General features: G+C 50.7%; 17 protein-coding genes and 1 riboswitch. Of the genes, 12 read left to right on the forward strand and 5 right to left on the reverse strand.

The window, feature by feature from the left end; translation table 11 throughout:
• The first annotated feature begins 38 nt into the window (after positions 1-38).
• The 5 genes from CHK_RS14730 to CHK_RS14750 all read left to right on the forward strand — a co-directional run bounded on the left by CHK_RS14730 (position 39) and on the right by CHK_RS14750 (position 5,577).
• A complete protein-coding gene (locus CHK_RS14730) occupies positions 39-1,082 on the forward strand; it encodes an NAD(P)-dependent alcohol dehydrogenase (RefSeq protein ID WP_046444823.1) in 1,044 nt (347 codons plus the stop codon).
• A gap of 20 nt (positions 1,083-1,102) precedes the next feature.
• A complete protein-coding gene (gene rbsD / locus CHK_RS14735) occupies positions 1,103-1,534 on the forward strand; it encodes a D-ribose pyranase (protein WP_046444824.1) in 432 nt (143 codons plus the stop codon).
• A 270-nt stretch (positions 1,535-1,804) separates the two neighbouring features.
• Complete coding sequence (locus CHK_RS14740; RefSeq protein ID WP_052740634.1) at positions 1,805-2,551, forward strand: ABC transporter ATP-binding protein; 747 nt, start codon at positions 1,805-1,807, stop codon at positions 2,549-2,551.
• A 1-nt stretch (position 2,552) separates the two neighbouring features.
• Positions 2,553-4,241, forward strand: a complete 1,689-nt coding sequence (locus CHK_RS14745; protein WP_046444825.1) for a COG1361 S-layer family protein — start codon at positions 2,553-2,555, stop codon at positions 4,239-4,241.
• The gene (locus CHK_RS14750; RefSeq protein WP_046444826.1) at positions 4,228-5,577 is read left to right on the forward strand and encodes an ABC transporter permease; all 1,350 of its coding nucleotides are present in this window, start codon (positions 4,228-4,230) and stop codon (positions 5,575-5,577) included. The genes CHK_RS14745 and CHK_RS14750 overlap by 14 nt, the downstream gene beginning before the upstream one ends.
• 543 nt (positions 5,578-6,120) lie before the next feature.
• Here the strand turns inward: CHK_RS14750 and CHK_RS14755 are convergent.
• Both CHK_RS14755 and CHK_RS14765 read right to left on the reverse strand, forming a co-directional pair.
• Positions 6,121-9,351, reverse strand: a complete 3,231-nt coding sequence (locus CHK_RS14755) for a UvrD-helicase domain-containing protein (protein WP_046444827.1) — start codon at positions 9,349-9,351, stop codon at positions 6,121-6,123.
• Positions 9,352-9,596: 245 nt separating this feature from the next.
• Positions 9,597-9,800, reverse strand: a complete 204-nt coding sequence (locus tag CHK_RS14765) for a hypothetical protein (protein ID WP_046444829.1) — start codon at positions 9,798-9,800, stop codon at positions 9,597-9,599.
• A 222-nt stretch (positions 9,801-10,022) separates the two neighbouring features.
• On the opposite strand from CHK_RS14765, the gene CHK_RS14770 reads away from it, so the two are divergent.
• Positions 10,023-10,421, forward strand: coding sequence for a BlaI/MecI/CopY family transcriptional regulator (locus CHK_RS14770; RefSeq protein WP_046444830.1), 399 nt, complete (start codon positions 10,023-10,025; stop codon positions 10,419-10,421).
• Here the strand turns inward: CHK_RS14770 and mgtA are convergent.
• Positions 10,381-13,065, reverse strand: coding sequence for a magnesium-translocating P-type ATPase (gene mgtA, locus CHK_RS14775; protein WP_082103607.1), 2,685 nt, complete (start codon positions 13,063-13,065; stop codon positions 10,381-10,383). The genes CHK_RS14770 and mgtA overlap by 41 nt on opposite strands.
• 248 nt (positions 13,066-13,313) lie before the next feature.
• Between mgtA and CHK_RS16765 the strand changes: the two genes are divergently transcribed.
• The 6 genes from CHK_RS16765 (at position 13,314) to CHK_RS14805 (ending at position 20,424) form a co-directional block, all read left to right on the forward strand.
• Positions 13,314-13,475: a hypothetical protein gene (locus CHK_RS16765; protein ID WP_160295697.1), complete on the forward strand. Its 162-nt coding sequence runs from the start codon at positions 13,314-13,316 to the stop codon at positions 13,473-13,475.
• Positions 13,434-13,590, reverse strand: a riboswitch (M-box (ykoK) riboswitch). (Overlaps the previous gene by 42 nt.)
• A 155-nt stretch (positions 13,591-13,745) precedes the next feature.
• Positions 13,746-14,909 carry an aminotransferase class I/II-fold pyridoxal phosphate-dependent enzyme gene (locus CHK_RS14785; protein WP_046444832.1) on the forward strand — a complete coding sequence of 388 codons (1,164 nt, stop codon included), beginning with the start codon at positions 13,746-13,748 and terminating at the stop codon, positions 14,907-14,909.
• Positions 14,910-15,065: 156 nt separating this feature from the next.
• Positions 15,066-15,824 carry a DeoR/GlpR family DNA-binding transcription regulator gene (locus CHK_RS14790; protein WP_046444833.1) on the forward strand — a complete coding sequence of 253 codons (759 nt, stop codon included), beginning with the start codon at positions 15,066-15,068 and terminating at the stop codon, positions 15,822-15,824.
• Positions 15,825-15,834: 10 nt separating this feature from the next.
• Positions 15,835-16,770, forward strand: a complete 936-nt coding sequence (locus tag CHK_RS14795) for a glycyl-radical enzyme activating protein (RefSeq protein ID WP_046444834.1) — start codon at positions 15,835-15,837, stop codon at positions 16,768-16,770.
• Positions 16,754-19,150: a pyruvate formate lyase family protein gene (locus CHK_RS14800; protein WP_046444835.1), complete on the forward strand. Its 2,397-nt coding sequence runs from the start codon at positions 16,754-16,756 to the stop codon at positions 19,148-19,150. The genes CHK_RS14795 and CHK_RS14800 overlap by 17 nt, the downstream gene beginning before the upstream one ends.
• Positions 19,151-19,167: 17 nt before the next feature.
• On the forward strand, positions 19,168-20,424 hold the full coding sequence (locus CHK_RS14805) for a zinc-binding dehydrogenase (protein WP_046444836.1): 1,257 nt from the start codon (positions 19,168-19,170) through the stop codon (positions 20,422-20,424).
• 263 nt (positions 20,425-20,687) lie between these two features.
• On the opposite strand, the gene CHK_RS14810 is transcribed toward CHK_RS14805, so the two are convergent.
• Entirely contained in the window at positions 20,688-20,876 is a 189-nt protein-coding gene (locus CHK_RS14810) for a helix-turn-helix domain-containing protein (protein ID WP_052740635.1), read from the reverse strand.
• Positions 20,877-21,155: 279 nt separating this feature from the next.
• Positions 21,156-22,001 (reverse strand): ABC transporter permease, encoded by an 846-nt coding sequence (locus CHK_RS14815; RefSeq protein ID WP_242844874.1) that lies wholly within the window; start codon positions 21,999-22,001, stop codon positions 21,156-21,158.
• Between the last annotated feature and the right edge of the window lie 5 nt (positions 22,002-22,006).

A 22,006-nucleotide genomic window follows, 5' to 3' on the forward strand; every position in this document is an offset into this window, starting at 1 on the left:
AATCGAGTCCGCAGGGCCAAAAACAAGGAGTAAGCAGTATGAAAAACCAGACGGCTTTTTTAGACGAAGCGTTTAAAATTAATATCAGGAATACGAAAATGCCGCAGATTGGCGACGAGGATGTTCTGGTAAAAATATCGCATGTCACAATTTGCGGATCGGATGCGTATTTTTTCAGGGATCCTACGTTTGCGGGTACGATTGTGCCCCCCATTCTTCCAATCGTTCTGGGACATGAATGCGGGGGCGTGATCGAAGAGGTCGGATCGAACGTAAAGCACCTCAAAAAGGGAGACCGGGTGGCGATTGAGCCCGGGGCAGGCTGCGGCGAATGCGATGATTGCCTGAGCGGACGGTATAACCTGTGCCGCGATATGGATTTTATGGCCGCTCCGCCTTTTACAAGGGGAGCGCTCTCAAGATATGTTTCGCATCCGGCGAAAATGGTATTCAAACTACCGGACAATATGGATACCATAGAAGGAGCCCTTATTGAGCCTCTTTCCGTTGGGATGCACGCCGCAAACAGGGGTGGTGCAAAGCTGGGGAAAACGGCTGTCGTGCTTGGCGCGGGCTGCATTGGCCTGATGACCATAGCGTCCTTGAAAGCAATGGGAGTAAGCACGGTTATTGCCTCAGACCTGTATCAAAACAGGCTTGAGAATGCGAAAAAAATGGGCGCAGGCAATACAGTGAATGCAAAAGAGGAAGACGTCAAAAAAAGGGTGATGGAGCTTACCGGCGGACGAGGGGCGGATCTTGTGTTCGAAACTGCGGGAAACCAAAAAACAGCGGCGCAGACGATAGACCTTGTAAGGCCGGGCGGCAAGATTGTTATGGTGGGAAATGTGCATGGAGAAACCCCGTTCCGGTTTATGGAAGCGAACAACAAGGAAGCGGATGTGATTTCCGTATTCCGCTATGTTAACATCTATCCTATGGCAATCAGCGCGGTGGCAAGCGGACAGATCAACGTAAAGGATATGATCAGCAAAACCTTCCCGTTCGAAAAAACGCAGGAAGCGTTTGAATGCGCGGTAAACGAGCAGGATACTGTAATGAAGGTATTGATCGAATTCTGAAAAGAAGGAAACGAAAAGGCATGAAGAAAACGGGAATTATCAATAAGAAGCTGTGCGAGCAGCTTGCAGGGCTTGGGCATACGGATTGCTTTTTGGTGTGCGACGCAGGATTTCCAGTCCCGCGGGATGCAATATGTATCGATCTTGCCATACGGTTTGGGGAACCGGGACTCACGGATTGCGTGGACGCCATCCTTTCCGAGGTGATTGTGGAAGAAGTGGCGATTGCAGAAGAGAGCCTCGAAAACAACCGGATATTACCGGACTATGTGGAAAAAAGATTCCGAAACCAAAGGATAAGTACGCTGCCGCAAAAAGAACTTGCAGAATGTGGAAAAAATGCAAAGTTTATTGTGCGGAGCGGCGATGTGGAGCCATATTCGAATATTCTGCTTACAGCGGCTTCAGGCGTGGAAAAGTACAGGCGCGGCCTGGTGATAGAGCCGGATTGACAGGAGCCTGCCAAAGAGGCTGATAGCATGTGGATGAGCGGATAAAAAAATATTTTTCAAAAGGGCGGCATATATTTTCAAAGCCGCCTTTTTGTATACAACTTTGAAACAAATGCCATATAAAATAATTTAAGGACTTTGTGGAATGATAGCCAATATCAACGGGTGTTATGCTATAATGAAAACGTAGGCTGTGGGTGTGATATTGAAAGGGTTCATTTTGCCCCCATGGATCGCCATGGGGATTTTTTATGCAACGGAGGATACGGTGTGGAGCCAATCATTGCCGCCAGGAATTTAAAAAAAATATACCGGATGGGAAGCGCGAAGATACACGCTCTGGACGGCGTTGATATCGACGTGATGCCGGGTGAGATATGCGCGATTCTGGGAACCTCAGGCAGCGGAAAATCAACGCTGCTGAGCCTGCTTGCAGGCCTTGAGCATCCGAGTGCCGGTAAAATTTTCATCAAGAAAAAACCAACCTATAAGATGACGGAAAAAGAGCTGGTGGATTTCCGGCTGGAGCACATTGGATTCGTATTCCAGTCCTTTAACCTGATGCCCACGATGACCGCGGCTGAAAATGTGGCCCTGCCGCTGATGTTTCGCGGCGTTCCGCGTGCAAAGCGTCTCAAGGCTGCAAAAAAGCTTCTGATCAAAATGGGCATGAAGCAGCAGCTTGGTAACCATCCAAACCAGCTTTCCGGAGGGCAGCAGCAGCGCGTATCCATCGCGCGTGCAATTATCGCAAAGCCTGAAATTATTTTTGCGGACGAGCCGACCGGAAACCTTGATTCTGCAACAGCAATACAAATCATGGATATTATGTGCGGCGCCGCGAGGGAACGGGGCGCTACGCTGCTTTTTGTAACGCACGATCCAAGCAAGGCGGAATATGCGGATCAGGTTATACATATTATTGACGGAAAGGTTGCAAAGCGGGAGACGCGCAGCCGTGAAATCGATGCAGAAACCATCGTACAGGCAGAATTAGGAACACAAGGAGAAGAATGAAATGAAAAAACGGATTTTAGTATTTGTGCTCGTGCTGCTACTGGCATTTGGCTGTATGGTCCCGGTTGCGGGAGCTACGGTGCCCGAGTCAAACCGCGGAACGGCATTGCGTATTGATGCGACCTACCTCTATCCTGGTATGGATAATACCTATCAGGGCGGTTACAGTCCCACGGTATCGGACGGGCAGGCGCAAATCGTGCTGCCGCTGATCGATGGGGCCGGCTCGCAGCAGGTAAAAGCCGGCGCGGAGGTCAACATTTCAGTAAACCTTGGGGATCCGTCAAAAGCCCCGTTTGTGTTCAATAATTATGATACGGTGGTAAAAAAGCAAAGCAATTCGCTTGCAGACGGCAGTACAAGGGATTCTTATCTGGTAAACCTCGACCTGCCGCTTGCGGAAAACCGGACAAACGGCAATTATCCTGTGGTAATCACCGCAAAATATCCAATCGCGGACGGGACGGTCAAGATGCAGGAATTTACCGTTTTTGTCAAAATTACAGATGGAAGCGGCCCGGCAGATCCGGGCGGCGAGCCTTCTTCAGAACCAACGCCCGATGAGCCGGCAGTAGATCCGGGAACGGGCGGCGGCGGTGGAGGCGGTGGAGGTACCGCTTCGCAGCCAAAGGTGATTATCAGCAATTATACAATCTCGCCGGATCCGGTCAATGCGGGCGAGCGTTTTACGGTGGATGTGACGCTTACCAATACGAGCAAATCTACAAGCGTAAAAAATATCACGGTTACGTTCAAAAGCCAGACAACGGATCTGATGCCCGGCGATAACACCAACACGGCTTACATCGAAAAAATCAGTCCGCAGAAAACGGCGGATTTCAGTTTTTCCATGATTGCGCGTGCCGACGCAAAGGCAGGGCCGCAGAAAATAGATATTGCGATTGCTTACGAGGACAGTCAGGCGGCCCAGCTTACCGCTGCGGATGAAATCAGCGTTGAGGTGCACCAGAAAATCCGTCTGGAATACGATCCGCCGAAATTTCCCACACAGGTATATATGGGGGATTCCACCTCGGCGAGCCTGAATCTTTATAACAAGGGTAAAAATACGCTGTATAACGTGACGGTAACGCTTGACGTTCCGGGCCTTACGCCTGAATCGAGCGCGTTCCTTGGGAATATGGAATCCGGAACGGCAAAAACAGCAGACATTTATGCGGCTGTCGCGCCCGATCCAACCGCAGGCATGGAGCCGGCAGGGGAAGACGGAATGGCGGACGGCGGCGGTATGGCAATGGCAGGTATGGAAGCCGGAGTCGATATGTCTGTAATCGGCGGCGCGGACGGCCCGGCAGGTATGGCTGTGAATAACGAAGGGGACGTCAAGGATGGCGCAGCTGCTTCAGGCGAAGCGGGCGCAGATATGGCGGAGATGGTGCAGCCCGGGCCGGTGGAAGGAAATTTCGTCGTTACGTATGAGGATGAGTATGGCGAAGAATATGAGATCAAAGTACCGGTATCGACAGAGCTCGTGCCCATGCCCGATTATAACGGCGGCATGGAGCCGGGAGAAGATATTCCGCCGGAGGAGACCGGTTTCCCATGGTGGGGATGGGTTCTGATTGCAGCAGGCGCTGCTGCCGTGGTAATCGTAGTCGTGCTCAAAAAGAAAAAGAAGAAACGCGCGCAGGAGCTTGAGGAGGATATGGACGACGATGACATTCTTTGATATAGTCGCGCTTGCGGCGTCTAATCTGTGGCGGCGCAAAATGCGTACCATTCTAACGGTTTTGGGCGTTATCATCGGCACGGCATGTATTGTCATCATGGTTGCACTGGGGCTTGGAAACCTAGAGCAGTTCAAGCAAAACATTTTGCAGAGTACAGACCTGACGCAGATCGAGATATCTCCGATGGGCTCCGGCGAAAACGCAAAACTGACGGATGCGAAGTTGAACCAGATCAGGGGGATTAAGGGCGTGAAAAGCGCAACGGGCGTGATGCAGATACCCTCCTATATTGTGATGGGAAAGTACAAAGCGGATACGTCCGTCATGGCGGTTGATCCCAAAACCATGGATTTTAAGTTTATGGATGGCAGCGTTTTTTCGGACAACACGAACGTTGAGCTTGTGGTTGGAGCAAACGCGCGCCAGTTTTTTAGCGATCCAAACGATACCTCCGGCATGGGCGGAATGATGTACATGGGGGGCGGGATGGCCATGGCGACCTCCGTAGACGGGGAATACCAGGAGCCCACAGGCCCTGACGTAGACTGGGTTGGCATGAATGTGAAGTATTATCCGGGCAGCGGATACCTGATCGAAAATCCGGATCCCACCACGCCGGACCAGCCAAAGCCCAAGGAATACAGGGGAAAGATCACAGGCATACTGGAACAGTCCGACAGCCAGGAAAGCTACAATATTTATATGAGCATCCCCGCGGCAAACCAGCTGATACGGGATAACCGCAAATTGATGGATCAGGCGGGCGTAAAAGAGGGACAGTATTCCCAGGGGTATGTCAACGCGGTGGATGTGGATTCTGTGACGGATGTGCTCGCGGCGGTCAAGGATATGGGATTCCAGGCCTATAGCCCCACCGAATGGATTACGCAGATGCAGGAAGAGCAGTCGCGGCAGCAGTCGCAGCTGATTGCGATTGGCCTTATTTCGCTGCTCGTATCGGCGATTGGCATTGCAAATACCATGCTTGCAAGCATTCTGGAACGCAGCCGCGAGATCGGCGTAATGAAGGTCATTGGGCTTTCCATCCCCAAAATCAACCTGATGTTTTTGGTGGAGGCTGCAATGATCGGGCTTCTGGGGGGATTGATTGGCCTTGGTATCAGCTATATTCTGGGGGCGATCGTAAACTTTGGCGGCGGGGAGGTCAGCTTCCTTGGAATGTATTTCCAAAACGGCGTGCAGCTTTCGATCCCGTGGTGGCTTGCGCTTGGCGCGGTTGCAATCGCCGTAGGCGTGGGAATTGTGTCTGGTATCTATCCGGCGCGCAAAGCAACGAAGATGAGCCCGCTGGAGGCAATCAGGAGTTCCAACTAGGATAAATAAAAAGGCGGCTATTCATAAGAAAGTGAACCTGAAGGAATAGCTGTCAAACAGGATTAAAGTGAAAAGATCAATGAGCAGAATTTACTTATTGGTCTTTTTTTGTAGAAATGATTCCAAAAAACAAAATAGTAATTACTCGTGCGGCTTAATCCCTCTGAAAAATTCCGCAAAATCCACATTACAAACCTGGTGGAGCGCAACCAAATCCGTCACCTTTATATTGCGTTTTCCAAGTTCTATTTTGAATAAGCACTTCTTTCAAGGAGACTCCCAAGCAAATTAATTTTAGCAGTAAGCGCCTCTTGCGATAACCCCGATTCTTTCCGTAAGCGTTTTAAATTTGTAGATAAGCTAACGTTTTGGATAAGCATATTTCTCATAACAATACCTCTCTAAAAAATGTGGCGTATTAAGCACAAATTTTAAACGAAGAGCATCGCAGCTTTGAAGTAAGGCGAAAACGTCTTGAGGAATTAGACCGGCAAAATAAATTGTAACGATTTCTGAAAAAGGTTCTTTTTCCGGTATTTCAGATTAAAAGAATCCAAGCTGTTTGCCGACGGGCGGATTTTTGGGATTGGCCTTGCCTTCCTCAAGAGCGATATTTGGGATGCCGCTTAAAAACGGGGAACGTTCCTGCGGATCGGTCAAAAGCAAAAGCTCGTCCTGCGCGCGTGTCATTCCCACATAAAAAAGCCGCCGTTCCTCGCTCAGGTCGCATGTGTGTTTTTCGTTTTGCAGGGGAATCGTGCCGTCCGTTACACCACAAAGGAACACCACCGGATATTCGAGTCCCTTGGAAGCGTGCAGCGTCATCAGCGTAACAGCGTCAGGGGAATAGACCTTCGCGCCGCTGCGCGTAATATCGCCCTCGCTGCCAAGCGAAAGGTTTTGCAGGAACGCGGGCATCCTGTCATAAAAAAGTGCGGTATTTTGCAGGCGTTCCATGCAGTTTAAATGCTCGCCCAAACCGTTATCCTCCATCCATTGCCCAATCAGCTCGTCCGGCTTTGTGTTGCGGACAAGCGGCGCATATTTTTCAAGCAGGCCGGCGAGGCCTTCCATATTGCCAAGGCCGCGTATGAGGTCAATCGCGGAAGCGATATTCTGCTTCCCCGCAGTATACTGCAAAAGCAGCTCCTGCGCCGCTACGGGCGGGACGCTTGCCGCTTTGAGGCAGGTGGTGAGCGATACGCTGTCCCTGGGATCGCACAGAAAGCGGAAAAAGGAAAGCGCACTACGCACCCTGCGGTCAGACAGGGAATCATCCCTGCCCGTTACCACATAAGGAATGCCTTCCTTTTTCAGGCAATCCTCGATGATTTCAGACTGGCGGTGCGTGCGGTACAGGACGGCGATCTCAGAAAAGCCGCGCACCCTTTCCCCACGTTTTTTGGAAGAGGAGTGTGCGTCCAGCATGTCCACGCCGCCGACCATACGGTTGATCTCTTTGGCGATAAAAAGCGCTTCGGAAAACGGGGATTCAGCTGTCAAAAGGCGTACCTTTGCGCTGTCCGCACGGTTTGCCTGCAGGAAGGCTTCGTCGTGGCCCAGCACAGGCAAAGCCGCTCTCAGGATTTGAGGAGTGGAGCGGTAATTTTGCGTCAGGCGTATTTCGCGCACTGATGAAAAATCGCGGCGCAGCCTGTCAAAGCAATGCGCATCCGAGCCGCGGAAGCCATAAATGGCCTGGTCCGGATCGCCGATCACAAAGATAGCGTCGCTCTTTTTCCCCCATTGCCTGATCAGGCGGTACTGAACCGCGTTGATATCCTGGAATTCATCCACCAGAAGCTGGGAAAAACGCGGCAGCAGGGCCTCGCATTTTTGATCGCCGCTTTCAAATTTTTCGAGCGCCTGAAGCAGGATATCGTCATAATCAACTGTGTGGTATTTTTCAAGCTGGGCTTGGTATGCTTCAAAAACCACTTGTGGAATCACTGCGCTTTCGAGTGAAACCTGTCCGTTTTTGATCCTCGAAATCTCCTGCATGGCGTCGCGCACAGCAACGGTACAGTTGCACGCGCGCAGTACATCCGCGAGGATGGAAAGCGCCTCGTGGGGATCTATGATTGTGACGTTTTTATTCCATTCCGAAAGCTGTTTCAGGCAGATGGAATGAAAGGTTCCGATATTCATGGCTTTCACAAGGCGTTTGTCATTAAAATGTTCCTGCAGGCGTTCGCGCATCTCGCCGGCAGCCTTATTGGTAAATGTAACTGCGGTGATGGCGGACGGATCTACGCCGCGTTCTTCCACAAGGTAAGCGACGCGGTACACCAGCGTGCGCGTTTTACCGGTGCCGGGGCCTGCGAGCACTGCTGTTACGGTATCCGTGGCGCTTACGCCCTGCCACTGCCCGTCGTTAAGCCCATAAAGCGTCTTCGCGTCACAGGCGGGATGGGGAGGAACGCTTTGCACAGGGCTTGAAGGTGTAACCGGTTTTGGAAGCCCGGCAAAAGAAGCGTCCTTGTGTTTGGCTTTTTCTTCTTTTTCAAACAGGCTTATCTGTCCTGCAAAACGGCTTACGTCGTCCTTGTTCATGACAAGGATTTTGCCATATTCGCCGTCATAACCAGGATGGATTTCCACTTCGTGGCAGCGCAGGCGGCGGATGCCCTCCGCAATACCCGGGCCCGCCTTGCGGCTGATCTCCTCAAGCGGCGCATCCCGTAAAATAAAAAGCTCCGGTCCCAGCTCTTTGATGATATCTTCATAGGCTGCCTTTACTTTTTTGCTGGCAGTGGTCATCCCCATGGACGAGGCGACGACCTCGGGCAATGGAACGATGCTTTCAAAGTGCTTGTGCCGTTCCGGGATGTAGCCGGGCTCGCGGTCGGCAAGCTCCACTACGCGGTGCAGCACGCCAACGGTGATCCTGCGCCCGCAAACCGGGCATTTCCCCCCGGCGGCAATCGTTTCCTCCGGCGTCAGGCAAATTTTGCAGTTCCGGTGTCCGTCGTTATGGTATTTACCCTCTTCAGGGAAAAATTCAAGCGTGCCGTAAAATTCGTCGGTATCGTGATTTTGAAGCGCCGCTGCGATTGCGGGATAGGAAAGCTCCGTATTGAAAAGGTTTGCTTCGCGCGCAAGGTTGGCGGGCGAATGCGCGTCTGAATTCGATACCATTGTATAAGAATCGAGCGCGGACAGCCGCCAGTTCATTGGCGGATCAGAGGACAGCCCGGTTTCGAGCGCGTGAATATGCGGCGTCAGATCCGAAAAACAGTCTTCAATGCGGTCAAAACCCGAGTAAGCGCCAAACAGTGAAAAGTGCGGCGTCCAGATATGCGCGGGAATAAAAATGGCGTCAGGGCAGATTTCAAGCGTGATCTCCAGAAGGTCATGGCTGGAAAGGCCCAATATCGGCCTGCCGTCAGAGTGCAGGTTTCCCACCAGTTCGAGCCGGTGTGCAAGCGCTTCCGATGCCTCGATAGAAGGGAGAAGAATCACATTATGCACTTTGCGGACTTTACCGTCCTGCTTGTAGATAGAGCTGATTTCACCTGAAATAATAAAGCGCGGTTTTGCATCTCCGCCTACAGTCTCTTTCAGCCTGTGCTCATCCTTTAAAACATACAGACCTTCCTCCTGTGGAGTTAGCTTTTCTTTCAGCTCGTCCCGCCAGGCGGGGTGTGTAAAATCGCCGGTGCCAATCAGGTCAAGCCCCTTGCGCCGCGCCCATAAATCCAGATATTCAGGCACGCATTCTTTACTCGTAGCCCTGGAATATTTGGAATGAGTATGCAAATCAGCGATAAACATGGTTTTTCTCCGTTTCATTTGGATATTCTTTTCTTTATGATAGCACAAAAAGGCGGCGGCATACAAAAAAGGAGTTCAATTTTTTGCAGGTTGGACGCAAAAGGAACAGCCGCCGGCATTGGCAGATGCCGACGGCTGTACACACGGAGTATCAAACAAGAAAAAGACACGCGCTGCGCGCCGATTCCGTCCGAACGAAATAATAGATTACCGAATAGGTATGCTTTATGCCTTCAAAAAACGATCTAGTCAGCCTCGTTTTCCTTAACGGCAAAGTGCTCGCAATGGCGCCTTTCCCCTGTCAGCAGTTCGGGGGCAATATCCCCATAAATCTGGCAGGAACGAAGCTCCGGCATTCCCGGAGCAAAGGAAAGCACTCCATAATGCACGCAGGTATAACACAGCACATTTTCCTCGTTGACATAATTTTGCTTGATCTGTATTCCCATTGTGCGTTATTCTCCTTTCGGTCAGTCTCTATTATATCTTGTTTATGGACAGAATTACAAGCTCTGGTCACAAATTTTAAAGAAATTTTATTGATTGTTGACAAAAATAAATCTGTCGTATATACCAAAGACAAATAATTCTTCTGATTTAACGGCAGATTTAAAAAACATGTGAACACACGGCAATAACCGCCGGCTGGCGTATACAGGAAGCCCCAGTCCATGAAGCAGATTGTTGCAGCGGTGAAAGAGCAGGGAAGCGTAACGTGGGGATATAAGACCGATCACACTTATTTGTGCAACATGTGCGAGAAGGGCCTGATTACCTCGGAAGAGCGAACCCTGAAGGATAAGCTGTATTCTGCCGCAGTATCGAGGGAAGAGGCTATGAAGGCGGAATCGGACAGCATCGTTACACGCAGCAATTATTTTGGATCGGCTGGGTTGGCGAGGTCAACCTCAAACGCGATATCAAAAGAAGCACTGCGCCTGTACCAAAATAGGTGCGGGAGGAATTGGCCGACTACAAAAAGTGGCTTGGCATCAAACGGCCGTGGGATTTCCCACGGCCGTTTGTTTATCAAAGCAGTTCGCCATATCTTCGCACAAATTTGTTTTTGAGCAGGGTTACAAGCAGCATATACAACACGAGCGTGATAAGCAGCAGCGGGAAATAGACTGCCGGCATGGGCAGCAGGCCGATTGCCCCGCCGATGGGCGTATAGGGGATAATCGTTCCGATTGCGATGCCGATGGTGGTCAGCAGGGTAAGCTGCCAGGATGCGCGGCTCTTGACAAACGGGATGTGCGGCGTGCGGATCATGTGGATAACAAGTGTCTGCGACCACAGCGATTCCACAAACCAGCCCGCGTGGAACAATGCGGTAAAGCCCTCCTGACCGGCCTCTCCAAGTGTGTGGTATGCTCCGCCGAATACCATTGGGCAAATCAGGAAATACATCGCAAGATAGGTCGTAATATCAAAAACCGAGCTTGACGGGCCGATCCATACCATAAATTTGCTGATGGAGGACGCGTCCCATTGCCGTGGAACCCTGAGGTAATCCTCATCCACATTATCCCATGGGATGGCAAGGCAGGAAACGTCGTAAATCAGGTTCAGCAGCAAAATCTGCACCGGAGTCATGGGGAGGAAGGGCAGGAACGCGCTTGCAGCCAGAACCGAAAACATATTTCCAAAATTGGAGCTTGCCGTCATTTTAATATATTTGATGATATTGGCATATGTTTTGCGCCCTTCGATCACGCCTTCCTCCAGCACCATCAGGTCTTTTTCGAGCAAAATGATGTTGGCGGATTCCTTGGCAATATCCACAGCCGTATCCACGGAAATACCCACATCCGCTTCGCGCATGGCTGCCGCGTCGTTGATGCCGTCGCCCATAAAGCCTACGGTGTGGCCCTTTGCACGCAACGCCGCGACGATACGTGCCTTTTGCTGCGGGGACAGCTTTGCAAATACGTGTACGCCTTCCACGATGGACTCCAGCTCGCCGTCGTCCATCCTTTCCACGTCAGCGCCTGACAGGATGTGCTTTGCGGGTATGCCGACCTTGCTGCAAATGTATTTCGTGACCGCGTCGTTATCTCCGGTCAGAACCTTTACATCCACCCCGTATTCATGGAGCGCCCGCAGCGCGCGCTTTGTGCTTTCCTTGGGCGGATCGAGAAACGCGAGAAAACCGATGAGCACCATGTCCGATTCGTCGGCAACGGAAAACGCTCCGGCAGGCGCGGGATTGGTCTTATGTGCAATACCAAGGACGCGCATTCCGTCCGCATTGTATTTTTCCACGGTTTTCAGGATTTCCGTACGGATTTCATCCGTCATCGGCTCCACCCTGCCGTCAAATTCGGCATAAGCGCACACGCTGAGCATTTCCTCAATCGCGCCTTTGGTGATGAGCTGCGTTTTCTGGTTTTTGTCTTCCACCACAACGCTCATACGGCGGCGCGCAAAGTCAAAAGGAATTTCGTCTACCTTGTGATAGTTGCGGATAAGCCCTTCCATGCCCTGTTCCTCCGCATGGCTTACAATCGCCGCGTCCATCAGGTTGCGAAGGCCGGTCTGGTGATAGCTGTTGAGAAAGCCGTGGCGCAGTACGCGGGGATCTTCGTTGCCGTGAATATCGAGCGAATACTCCAGTACCACCTTATCCTGCGTAAGCGTGCCTGTTTTATCCGTACAGAGCACGTCCATCGCGCCGAAGTTCTGGATCGCGTGCAGGTCTTTTACGATCACCTTCTTTTTGGACATTGCAACCGCGCCTTTCGCAAGGTTGGCGGAAACGATCATGGGCAGCATTTCGGGAGTGAGGCCCACCGCAACAGAGATTGCGAACAGGAACGCCTGTATCCAGTCGCCCTTGGTAAAACCATTCAAAAAAAGTACGACGGGAACCATCACCAGCATAAAGCGGATGAGGATCCACGAGACAGAGTTAACGCCTTTTTCAAAGCTGGTTTTAGGTTTTTTTTCAGTGAGCTGATGGGCGAGCGAACCAAACAGCGTATCGTCGCCCACGGCGACCACAATGGCGCTTGCGCTGCCGCTTACGACGTTGCTCCCCATAAACGCAAGGTTATCCGCCCCAAGGACGTCCGTAACCTCTCCCTTAAGCGCCCGGCCAAATTTTTCTACCGGTTCGCTTTCGCCGGTCAGCGAGGACTGGCTTACAAACAGGTCTTTTGCCTGTAATATACGTACGTCGGCGGGTATCATGTCTCCTGCCGCAAGACGCACCACATCGCCCACCACGATTTCATCGAGAGGGATTTCGGTTTCAACTCCCCCGCGTATGGCGGCTGTCGTCGTCTCTACCAGTTCGCTCAGTTTCTCTGCCGATTTTTCAGAGCGGGTTTCCTGCACAAACTGCAGCGTCCCGCTGATCAGCACCATTGCCAGCACGATAATCACGGAAACAACGTCCTTATCGCCGGGGGCGGCCATTACAACGTCCGTCACAAACGAAATGACGGCGAGCACAAGCAGCACCACGGTAAACGGATTGATGAACGCTTTAAACAGACGCTTTAAGAGCGAATCGCCGTTTTGATAGGTGATACGGTTTTCACCGTATTTGCCGCGCATTTTTTCCACGCGCTCCGGTGAAAAGCCTTCATAGGTATTGGAATATTTTTTGAGTACGCTGTCCTGGCTTTGCACCGCGGCTGCAAGCAGCCGTTTTTTTGCCTGCTGCACGCCGGGGCTTTCCTGGATCAGGTTCTTTTTGATCATGTTCATTGGCCGAAACCTCCTTTTCCGGTTTCTGCCCGGCGTTGCTGATAAACAGACACGCCGGACAAAGGTTCGTTTCAAGAAAAGGGCGTATGGCCGGAGAGGTTATAAAATGCGCTTCTCCCGGGCACGAAAAGCGGAGATGAGCCGCAGCCGCGCCGCAGGAAATAACACTGGTATCATTCGCCCCCCGGGGCCCTTGCCGTTGTTACTTCGTTCAATATCCACTTTTCTCACCCCCTGACGCTTCAAAAATGCGGGATGGAAACTGTGTCCATCCGTATGAATCGATCCTTCCGGCAGGCCAACCAAAAAATCCCTGCCCAAGCAAGAACGCTTTTGGCAGGGATTTCTCCACAATCAAAACAACACTGTATGCACTACCGTTCAAGCTTCAGCTTCGCAGGGCGATGTAATTGCGTTAGTCTATGCCTTGGTTTCGACATAAACTGCTGGCCCTCTCATAGTGTCTCCACTACTCCGCGGCAGCAATCCGTATCCCTGCGGTAACCTCACCTACCGAAATATTCAATTCCGAAACCCAGTATAGCGATCATTTGCTTTTTTGTCAAATTTCCATCCGTACCGGCCCGGCGCAAAGGATTTTTGCCTTCCTTGTTGTAAACAAAATCTATTTGCGGTAAGATATCTAATGTAATAATAAACACAATAAGCGGAGGCGGAACATGAAATTTGCGGATAAAATGCAAGTGTTCGACATGAACATTTTTTCCAAACTGGAGGATAAAAAAGCGGAGATCGCAAAAAGCGGCAGGGAGGTCATTAATCTCTCGGTGGGCACGCCGGATTTTAAGCCGGACGATCATGTGATCGCAGCGCTTAAGGAAGCTGCGGGCGTTGCGGATAATTTTAAATATTCGCTTGCGGACCTGCCGGAGTTGATCGACGCAGTGATTGCGTGGTATGCAAGGCGCTATGGCGTTACGCTCGAAAGAGATCAGGTGATGTCTGTGTACGGCACGCAGGAAGGGATGGCGCATGTGGCGCTGCCCATCTGCAATCCGGGCGACCTTGTGATCGCCCCGGATCCATGTTACCCTGTTTTTATGTTTGGGCCGCGTATGGCGGAGGCGGAAATCTATTATACGCCGCTCAAAAAGGAGAACGGATTCCTCATCGATTTTGACAGTATCCCGCAGGACGTGGCACAGCGGGCAAAAATGATCGTGGTGTCTTATCCAAACAACCCTGTTACCGCGCTTGCTACCTTTGAATTTTATGAAAAACTCGTGGCATGGGCCCAAAAATACGATGTGGTCGTGGTGCATGACAACGCTTATTCCGAGCTTGTGATGGACGAGGAGCCAGGGATGTCCTTTTTGAAGGTTCCGGGTGCAATGGATGTGGGTATCGAGTTTAATTCGCTGTCCAAATCGTATAACCTGACGGGCCTTCGGATTTCGTTTGCCATGGGAAATACAGAAATCATACGGAATTTCCGCTGCCTGCGTTCGCAGATCGATTATGGCATTTCCTTTCCGGTGCAAAAAGCCGCGATTGCGGCACTTAACGGTCCGCAGGATATTTTGGAGCGAAACAGGAAGGGATACCGCGAGCGCCGCGACGCGCTGTGCGGAGGGCTCAGGAGCATTGGCTGGGACGTGCCCGATTCGCCGGGAACGATGTTTGTATGGGCGCCGCTGCCAAGTGGCTATGATAAATCATTCGATTTTGTGTTGGAATTGATGGAAAAAACGGGCGTGATCTGCGTGCCGGGCGAAAGCTTTGGGCCTGCGGGCGAGGGATTCGTACGGTTTGCGCTTGTGGCGGGCGTGCCTACAATAGAAAAAGCGGTCAGGCTGATTGCGGAAAGCGGAATCGTTCGATAATTTGTAATAAAGTTGGAGTTGGTTGGAATTGAAGGAGCAGATAGAGTATATCTGTTCTTTTTTTGTAAAAATTGCAATAAAACACAAGTTTTAATGTTGCAATACAATGTAAATGTGGTATAATAACAATAGAAAAGGTTGGAGTTGATTGGAATTATGAAAAAATTAACGCAGGAAAGAAGAAATGAAATCGCCCAAAAGCTGCTTCTTGACGGGAAGGTAAGCGCTTCCGCGCTCGCAGAAGAATATGGCGTTTCGGCGGAGACAATCCGCAAGGATATGATTTACCTCGAGGAAAACGGCATTGCCAAAAAGGGCTACGGCGGCGCTGTGGTTGCAACAGAGCTGATGGAACCGAGCTTTCTTGAGAAGTCCGTTAAGCATCAGGATAAAAAGGCTGCGATCGCGGGAAAGGCCGCGGAGCTTGTGGCGGACGGCAGCACAGTGCTGCTTGATAACGGCAGTACAGTGCTTGCGATTGCAAAGCAGCTCATTTTGAAAAAGGATATTACGGTGTTCACCAACTCGATCAAGGTTGCACAGGTGCTCATCGATTCAGGCGTGAAGGTCTATCTGCTGGGAGGCGAGATGCGTCATACGAGCAACGCCGTCGTGGGCAGCTGGACGCTGAGGGCGCTCGCAGAGATCAGGGCGGATATTGCATTTTTAGGGACGAGCGGATTTATGGGCCGCAAAGGGCCGTGTATCGAAAATTTCCAGGAAAGCGACGTAAAACAGGCGATGATGAAAAGCGCAAACCGTGTGATTGTCGTTGCGGACAGCAGCAAAGCGTCGAGCGATTCCATGATACAGTTCGGAACGTGGGAGGAAATGGACGCTCTTGTCACAGACAGCGATATCGATCCGGCGGTCATAAAAGAACTGGAAAAAAAGACGGAAATCATACTGGCATAAGGAGAAGCATTTGGAACAGAAGGGAATTGTTTTCGGGATACAGCATTTTTCGATTCATGACGGCCCGGGAATCCGTACGACGGTTTTCCTGAAAGGCTGCAATATGAATTGCGCGTGGTGCCATAACCCGGAGAGTATCGCAAAAAAACCGACGCTTGCCTATACGGACAGCAAATGTATCCGGTGCGGGGACTGCGTGCGGGTTTGCCCGCAGGTGCACAGTATCAGGGATGGAATCCATAAGATAGACAGAAGTAAGTGCACTTGCTGCGGAAGATGCGTGCAGGCCTGCTGCAAGGGGGCCCTTTCCATAATGGGCGAAGAAATGGATGCAGGCGAGGTGATCGGGGAGGCCTTAAGGGATAAACGTTACTTTGAAAGAAGCGGGGGCGGGATCACGATCTCCGGCGGAGAGCCGATGTGTCAGGCGGCGTTCACAAAAGCCCTGTGCAAAAAGGCAAAGGAAGAGGGCGTCAGTACTGCAATCGAGACAAATGGGTACGCGGATTTTTCGGAATATGAAAAGCTGCTTCCTTACGCAGACCTGTTCCTGATCGATTATAAGCTGACGGACGACGCAAAGCACAAGAAATTTACGGGCGTATCGGGGAAAAGGATACTGGAAAACCTGAAACACTTTTGCATGGCGGGAAAGCCGGTGATCCTGAGGTGTCCGGTCATACCGGGCGTCAACGATACGGATGGTCATTTCAAGGCAATCGCGTTGCTTACGAGGCAGTATCATAACATATTGGGCTTTGAACTGATGCCCTACCATAAGCTGGGAATGTCAAAGGCAAAGCGTATCGGCGAGGAAGGCTACGAGGAATTTGAGGTTCCTGACGCCAGTACGGTGGAAAGCTGGACGGAACGGGTTTGTTCCTTCGGCGGGAGAATTTATGAAGCAGATGGTCTGGAGGTTAAAAAACATGAGCGACAGAATTGAACAAATGAGAAAAAACATAGACGCATTAAATGACGCGGGGGTTAGAAGCACTTATTTTTATCCAATGGTTTACGAATCGCTTCAGCAGACGAAGGGCGAGCCGACGCAGATCAGGAGGGCGAAGGCAATCGCGCACCTGATGGATGAATCGCCCATCGAAGTGTTGCCATACGAGCTTCTTGTGGGAACGATGGCAGCCTTTTGCCCGGTTGCGAAAAACGTTCCGCCTTATGAGGAAACCAGGAAGGAAGCGGTACAGATTATAGAGGATTACCTGCGGCAAAAGAAACAGGGAACCGCGCAGGAAACGGTGAAAACAGGGGAGATCAAAACCTTCGAGGCGGATTTCACAACAAAGAAAAGCCGTTGGGCATTGATGAGCCGCGTACACCACGACGCAAATATAGATTACAGCGACCTGCAGAAGCTGATTGCGGAAATGCAGGAGCAGTTTAAAGACGAGGACATCGAAAAATATGAGATCGGCAGGGAGCTGGAGCGCAGCTTTAAGATTGATTACGGCAAGGGCGTGCGCGAGGAAATAGACGCGCTGCCATGGTTTGCCGCCAATCATCTGAGCCTGAACTATGGAAGAATTGTGGAGCAGGGGCTTGGCGCGACGAAAAAGAGAATCGTGGAAAAGCTGGGCGAAGCCAAAGACGAAGAGAAAAAAGAATATTATAACGCGGCGCTGATTACGGTAGAAAGCGTTATACGCTACATCATGCGCTATGCGGACGAGCTCAAAAAGCAGAGCAAAAATGAAATGCACAGCAAAGAGCGCAGGCAGGAGCTTGCAGCAATGGCGGAAATCTGTGCAAAGGTTTCGACAGAAAAAGCGGATACCTTTTATGAGGGCGTACAGCTTGTATGGCTGCTACACATGGTGCAGAGCATATGCTGGGGCTCGGCGCTTTCCTTTGGGCGGTTTGACCAGTATCTGGCGGGGCTTTATGAAAACGATATCAAAAACGGCACGATTACAAAGGATCAGGCAAAGGAAATCCTGTGCTGTATGTGGCTTAAGGTAAATGAACCGCGCATGAGAACCGTGCAGAGCCTGACAGTCGGCGGAATTACGCCGGACGGAAAGGATGCGGCAAACAGCCTGACACGCCTGTGCCTTGAGGTCGTCAGGGAAATGAAGCTTCCGTATCCAAATGTGGGCGCGCGTATCAATAAGCTCAATCCGGAATGGCTGTACGATGAAATCGTGGATTCCATCCGCGCTGGCGGCGGACAGCCGATGATTATGAACGACGACGTTTGGATTGCGGCGCTCCGGCGTCTTGGCTATGAGGACAAATACGCCAACGATTATTACAACATGGGATGTGTGGAAATCATGATTCCCGGCAAGCAGCCAAACTGGGGCGTGACAGATCCGATCGCATTCCCGATGCTGATAGAAGATATCTTTACAAAATACAGGCAGGGAAGCCTGAAACTCGATACGTTTGAGGATTTTTATGCAGCTTATGTGGACGAACTCAAAGCTGCTGTCGCCGCGGACAGGAAGGAAGCGCAGGGCAAGATCGAAAACATGGCGGGCAGGTGCTTTGATCCGTTTGCGTCGCTTCTCATCGACGGCTGCATCGAGAACGGAAAGGATATGTTCCAGGGCGGCAGCGAGATCGGCACGCACTGGTCGGTATACGCGTACGGGCTGGGCACTGCGGCGGACGCAATGGCAGCCGTGAAAAAGTTTGTATACGACGACAAAACGGTTTCAATCGCGCAAATGTCGCAAGCGCTTGAGCATAATTTTGAAGGATACGAAAAGCTGCAGGCCTTCCTCGACACCAAAACGCCGAGCTATGGAAACGACAAGGACGACGTAGACCTGCTTGCAAAGGATATGCTGCTGAATTTTACGGACATCGTCTTTGACCAGAACGAGCCTGGAAGCAGGGACAAATACGTTTCGACGTTGTTTGGATATTTTTTCCACATCTATCACGGAGAGATCACAGGCGCAACGCCCAACGGCAGGAGAAGAGGGGAAACCTTCAGCGACAGCATGGGGCCATCGCAGGGTAAGGACGTAAGCGGGCCGACAAGGATGCTCAATTCCGTTCTCAAGCTTAACCACGACGAGGTGACGGGCGGTTATGCTTTGAACCTCAAGATCAACCCGGAGCTTGTGCGCGACGGCGTGGGTATCAATGCGTTAAAGGCGCTTGTAAAATCATACATCGAGGGTGGCGGCCCGCAGCTGCAGGTGAATTTTGTGGATGTGGAATCGCTTAAAAAAGCGAAGACCGAGCCGGAGAAATACAGGAACCTTATCGTGAGAATCGGCGGTTACTGCGAATATTTTGTAAATCTTGACGGATCTCTGCAGGATGAGATCATTACAAGGACAATACACGGACTGTAATAAGGAAGGAAACGGGAATGAAGGTAAAAGCGGTTAGATTATATGGGAAAAAGGATTTACGGTTTGAGGAATTCGACCTGCGGGACATCGGCCCGGATGAAATCCTTGCTAAGGTACTCACAGACAGCCTTTGCATGTCAAGCTACAAAGCAATGTTGCAGGCAAGCGAGCACAGGTGCATTCCGGACGATATCGACAAAAACCCTGTCATCATGGGGCACGAGCTTTCAGGCGTAATCGTAGAGGTTGGCGATCATCTCAAAGGGGCCTACAGCGTGGGAGATACCTTTGCGGTGCAGGCGAAGATGTATTTTGGAGAGCGAATCACATCGCCGGGATATTCCTATACGGAATACGGCGGAAATGCAACCCATATTATTGTCCCTGCGGAAGTCATAGAAGGCGGATACATCCTGAAATACGACGGGGACGCACACTTTAAAGCATCGGTGGCAGAACCGATTTCCTGCCTGATTTCAGCGCTCACCTCGGCTTATCACCTTGCGGAAAACAATAAGGATCACATTATGGGACTGAAGCAGGGCGGAAACATGGCGATCCTTGCAGGCTGCGGCCCGATGGGGCTTGGCGCGGCGGAGCTTGCGATGAATATGAAGCAAAAGCCGAAGCGCCTTGTAATTACAGACATTGACGAGAATCGCGTCCAGCGGGCTAAGAAGGTATTGAAGCCACAGAACGGCGTGGAGCTTATTTTTGCGAATACCGCAGGAAAGGAAAATGAAGCGGAGTTCTTAAAGGGGCTTACAGGCGGCGAAGGGTTTGACGATGTGCTGATTATGGCGCCTGTGCCGGCGGTAATCGAAACAGCGGATAAAATCGCAGGGCTCGATAGCTGCCTTAACTTCTTTGCAGGCCCCACAAAGAAAGATTTTTACGCGAATATCAACTTCTATGACGTGCATTACAACTATAAGCACATCATCGGAACATCCGGAGGGGATCTCACCGATATGAAAGAGGCTGTGCGTATGATCGAAACGAATACGATTGATCCTTCGATCCTGATCACACATATTGGAGGGCTCAACAGCGCGGCTGAGGCGACGCTCAACCTGCCGCAGATTCCGGGCGGCAAAAAGCTGATTTACTGCAACATTGACCTTCCTTTGACAGCGATTGACGAATTTGAGGAAAAAGGAAAAAGTGATCCGCTGTTTCAGGCGCTGCACGAAATCTGCAGCCGGAATTCCATGCTGTGGAATAAGGAAGCGGAGGACTATCTTCTCGCACACGGAAAAGATATTATGCAATGAGGAGCCCGGATGGCGATTAAATTAAAAAAACGGCAGCGGTTCTCTCCAACCGGACAAGTATGTTGAAAAGCAAAGGAGAAACAGAGCATAAAAAGACAGGCGGAAAGCCACCTGTCTTTTTTTGGTTGTTATTTTTATGAATAAGTTTAACGGAAGGAAAGCGGACAGTGCATGGCAGAGAACAACGGTTTATAACCCGTCTTGCCATCTGATGAAAGCTTCTGGCTTTTCGACCGTCAGCGACAGAGACAGCCTTGCCTGTTTTATAGCCGTTTGCCGGTTTCTTTATCGGTAAATACTGCCTCATAGTCATAATTCAAAATATCGGCTATTTGTTTCAGGTCTTTTTCCGAAAAATTATCACGGGCCATTTTTCCACTCATTGTTGACAAACTTTTATTTAACAGTTTGGATAAATCTGTAAGTGTCATTTCGCGCTCAACTAAAAGCATTTTTATTTTTTTGCAGCAGCCAATTAAATCACCTCGTTTTTCTTAATTATACGTTTATTGCCGAAGAACATCAATTAAAAAACGAATAAAATTTGGGTAATATTGAATTTGCCGTCGCCTTTATTTGGCATATACCGTAATAATAATCTGTACGAGTGGGAGAACAGAAAGCCAGCGCTTATTTTAACAAAATTAGCGCGGCAGGGGGTATATCTTCAGATATGCCCCTGCCGTAAATCTGCTGTCAGTTCTATCGCACCGGAGTACAGTTTCCAGAACCTACTTGCGTTTGCGCGACAGGTTCAGGATGGAAAGCGTATAAAAAATTGCGGCAGTTGCGAACAGCACGATGATACAGGTTGTGATCGTCGTAGTGAAATCGCCAAACTGGAAGTTTACACCCATCTCGTGCGTAAAATCTTCCACCGCGCTTGCGGGCGCGCCGTCAAAGGAGACGGCCATCGGCTGCTCAAGCATGGACGTGCGGAACAGGGAGGCGGAATAAGAAACGGGAAATGCCTTGATGATTCCCTGCACAGCGTCAGGAAGACTGCCAATGGGAATATATACGCCGGTCAAAAAGCCGATCAGCGTCCCGATGATCGTGCTTGCGGTGCCAAACGCGTTCTGGCTTTTGAAAAAAGAGACGATGAAAAGCACGATCGAACTGCTCGAGAATACGGAAAGGAAAATTCCACCGATCACCTGTAACATATTTTCCGTGGGAAGCAGCTCCCCGCCGGCTGCTACGATGTAGAGCTCTCCGATCACAAGAGCCACAAGGCTCATGATAATACCCACGCATACGGAGCACAGGATGTAGCCTCCCGCGATATCCCCGCGCCTTAAGGGCGATACTGAGAAATCCTTGGATATCTTTTTGGCGCGGTCCTCCACCATAACGCCAAACGCACCCAACGTGGAAGTCATAGAGATGACTGCGAGGATTCCTGCGATCACCCAACTGTTGACCAGATTATCGATTCCCGGAACGTTTTCGTTGCCGCTTGTGATTGTATCGCCCAGAAAAACGGCGTACAGTGCAATGATGATGAAGACTGCAAGGAGCGAGAAAAATACCGAGCTCCTGTCCCTGAAAAAAACCTTTATATTTCTTTTTGCCATATTGA

This window comes from Christensenella hongkongensis (genome assembly GCF_000981035.1).
Classification (GTDB): domain Bacteria; phylum Bacillota; class Clostridia; order Christensenellales; family Christensenellaceae; genus Christensenella; species Christensenella hongkongensis.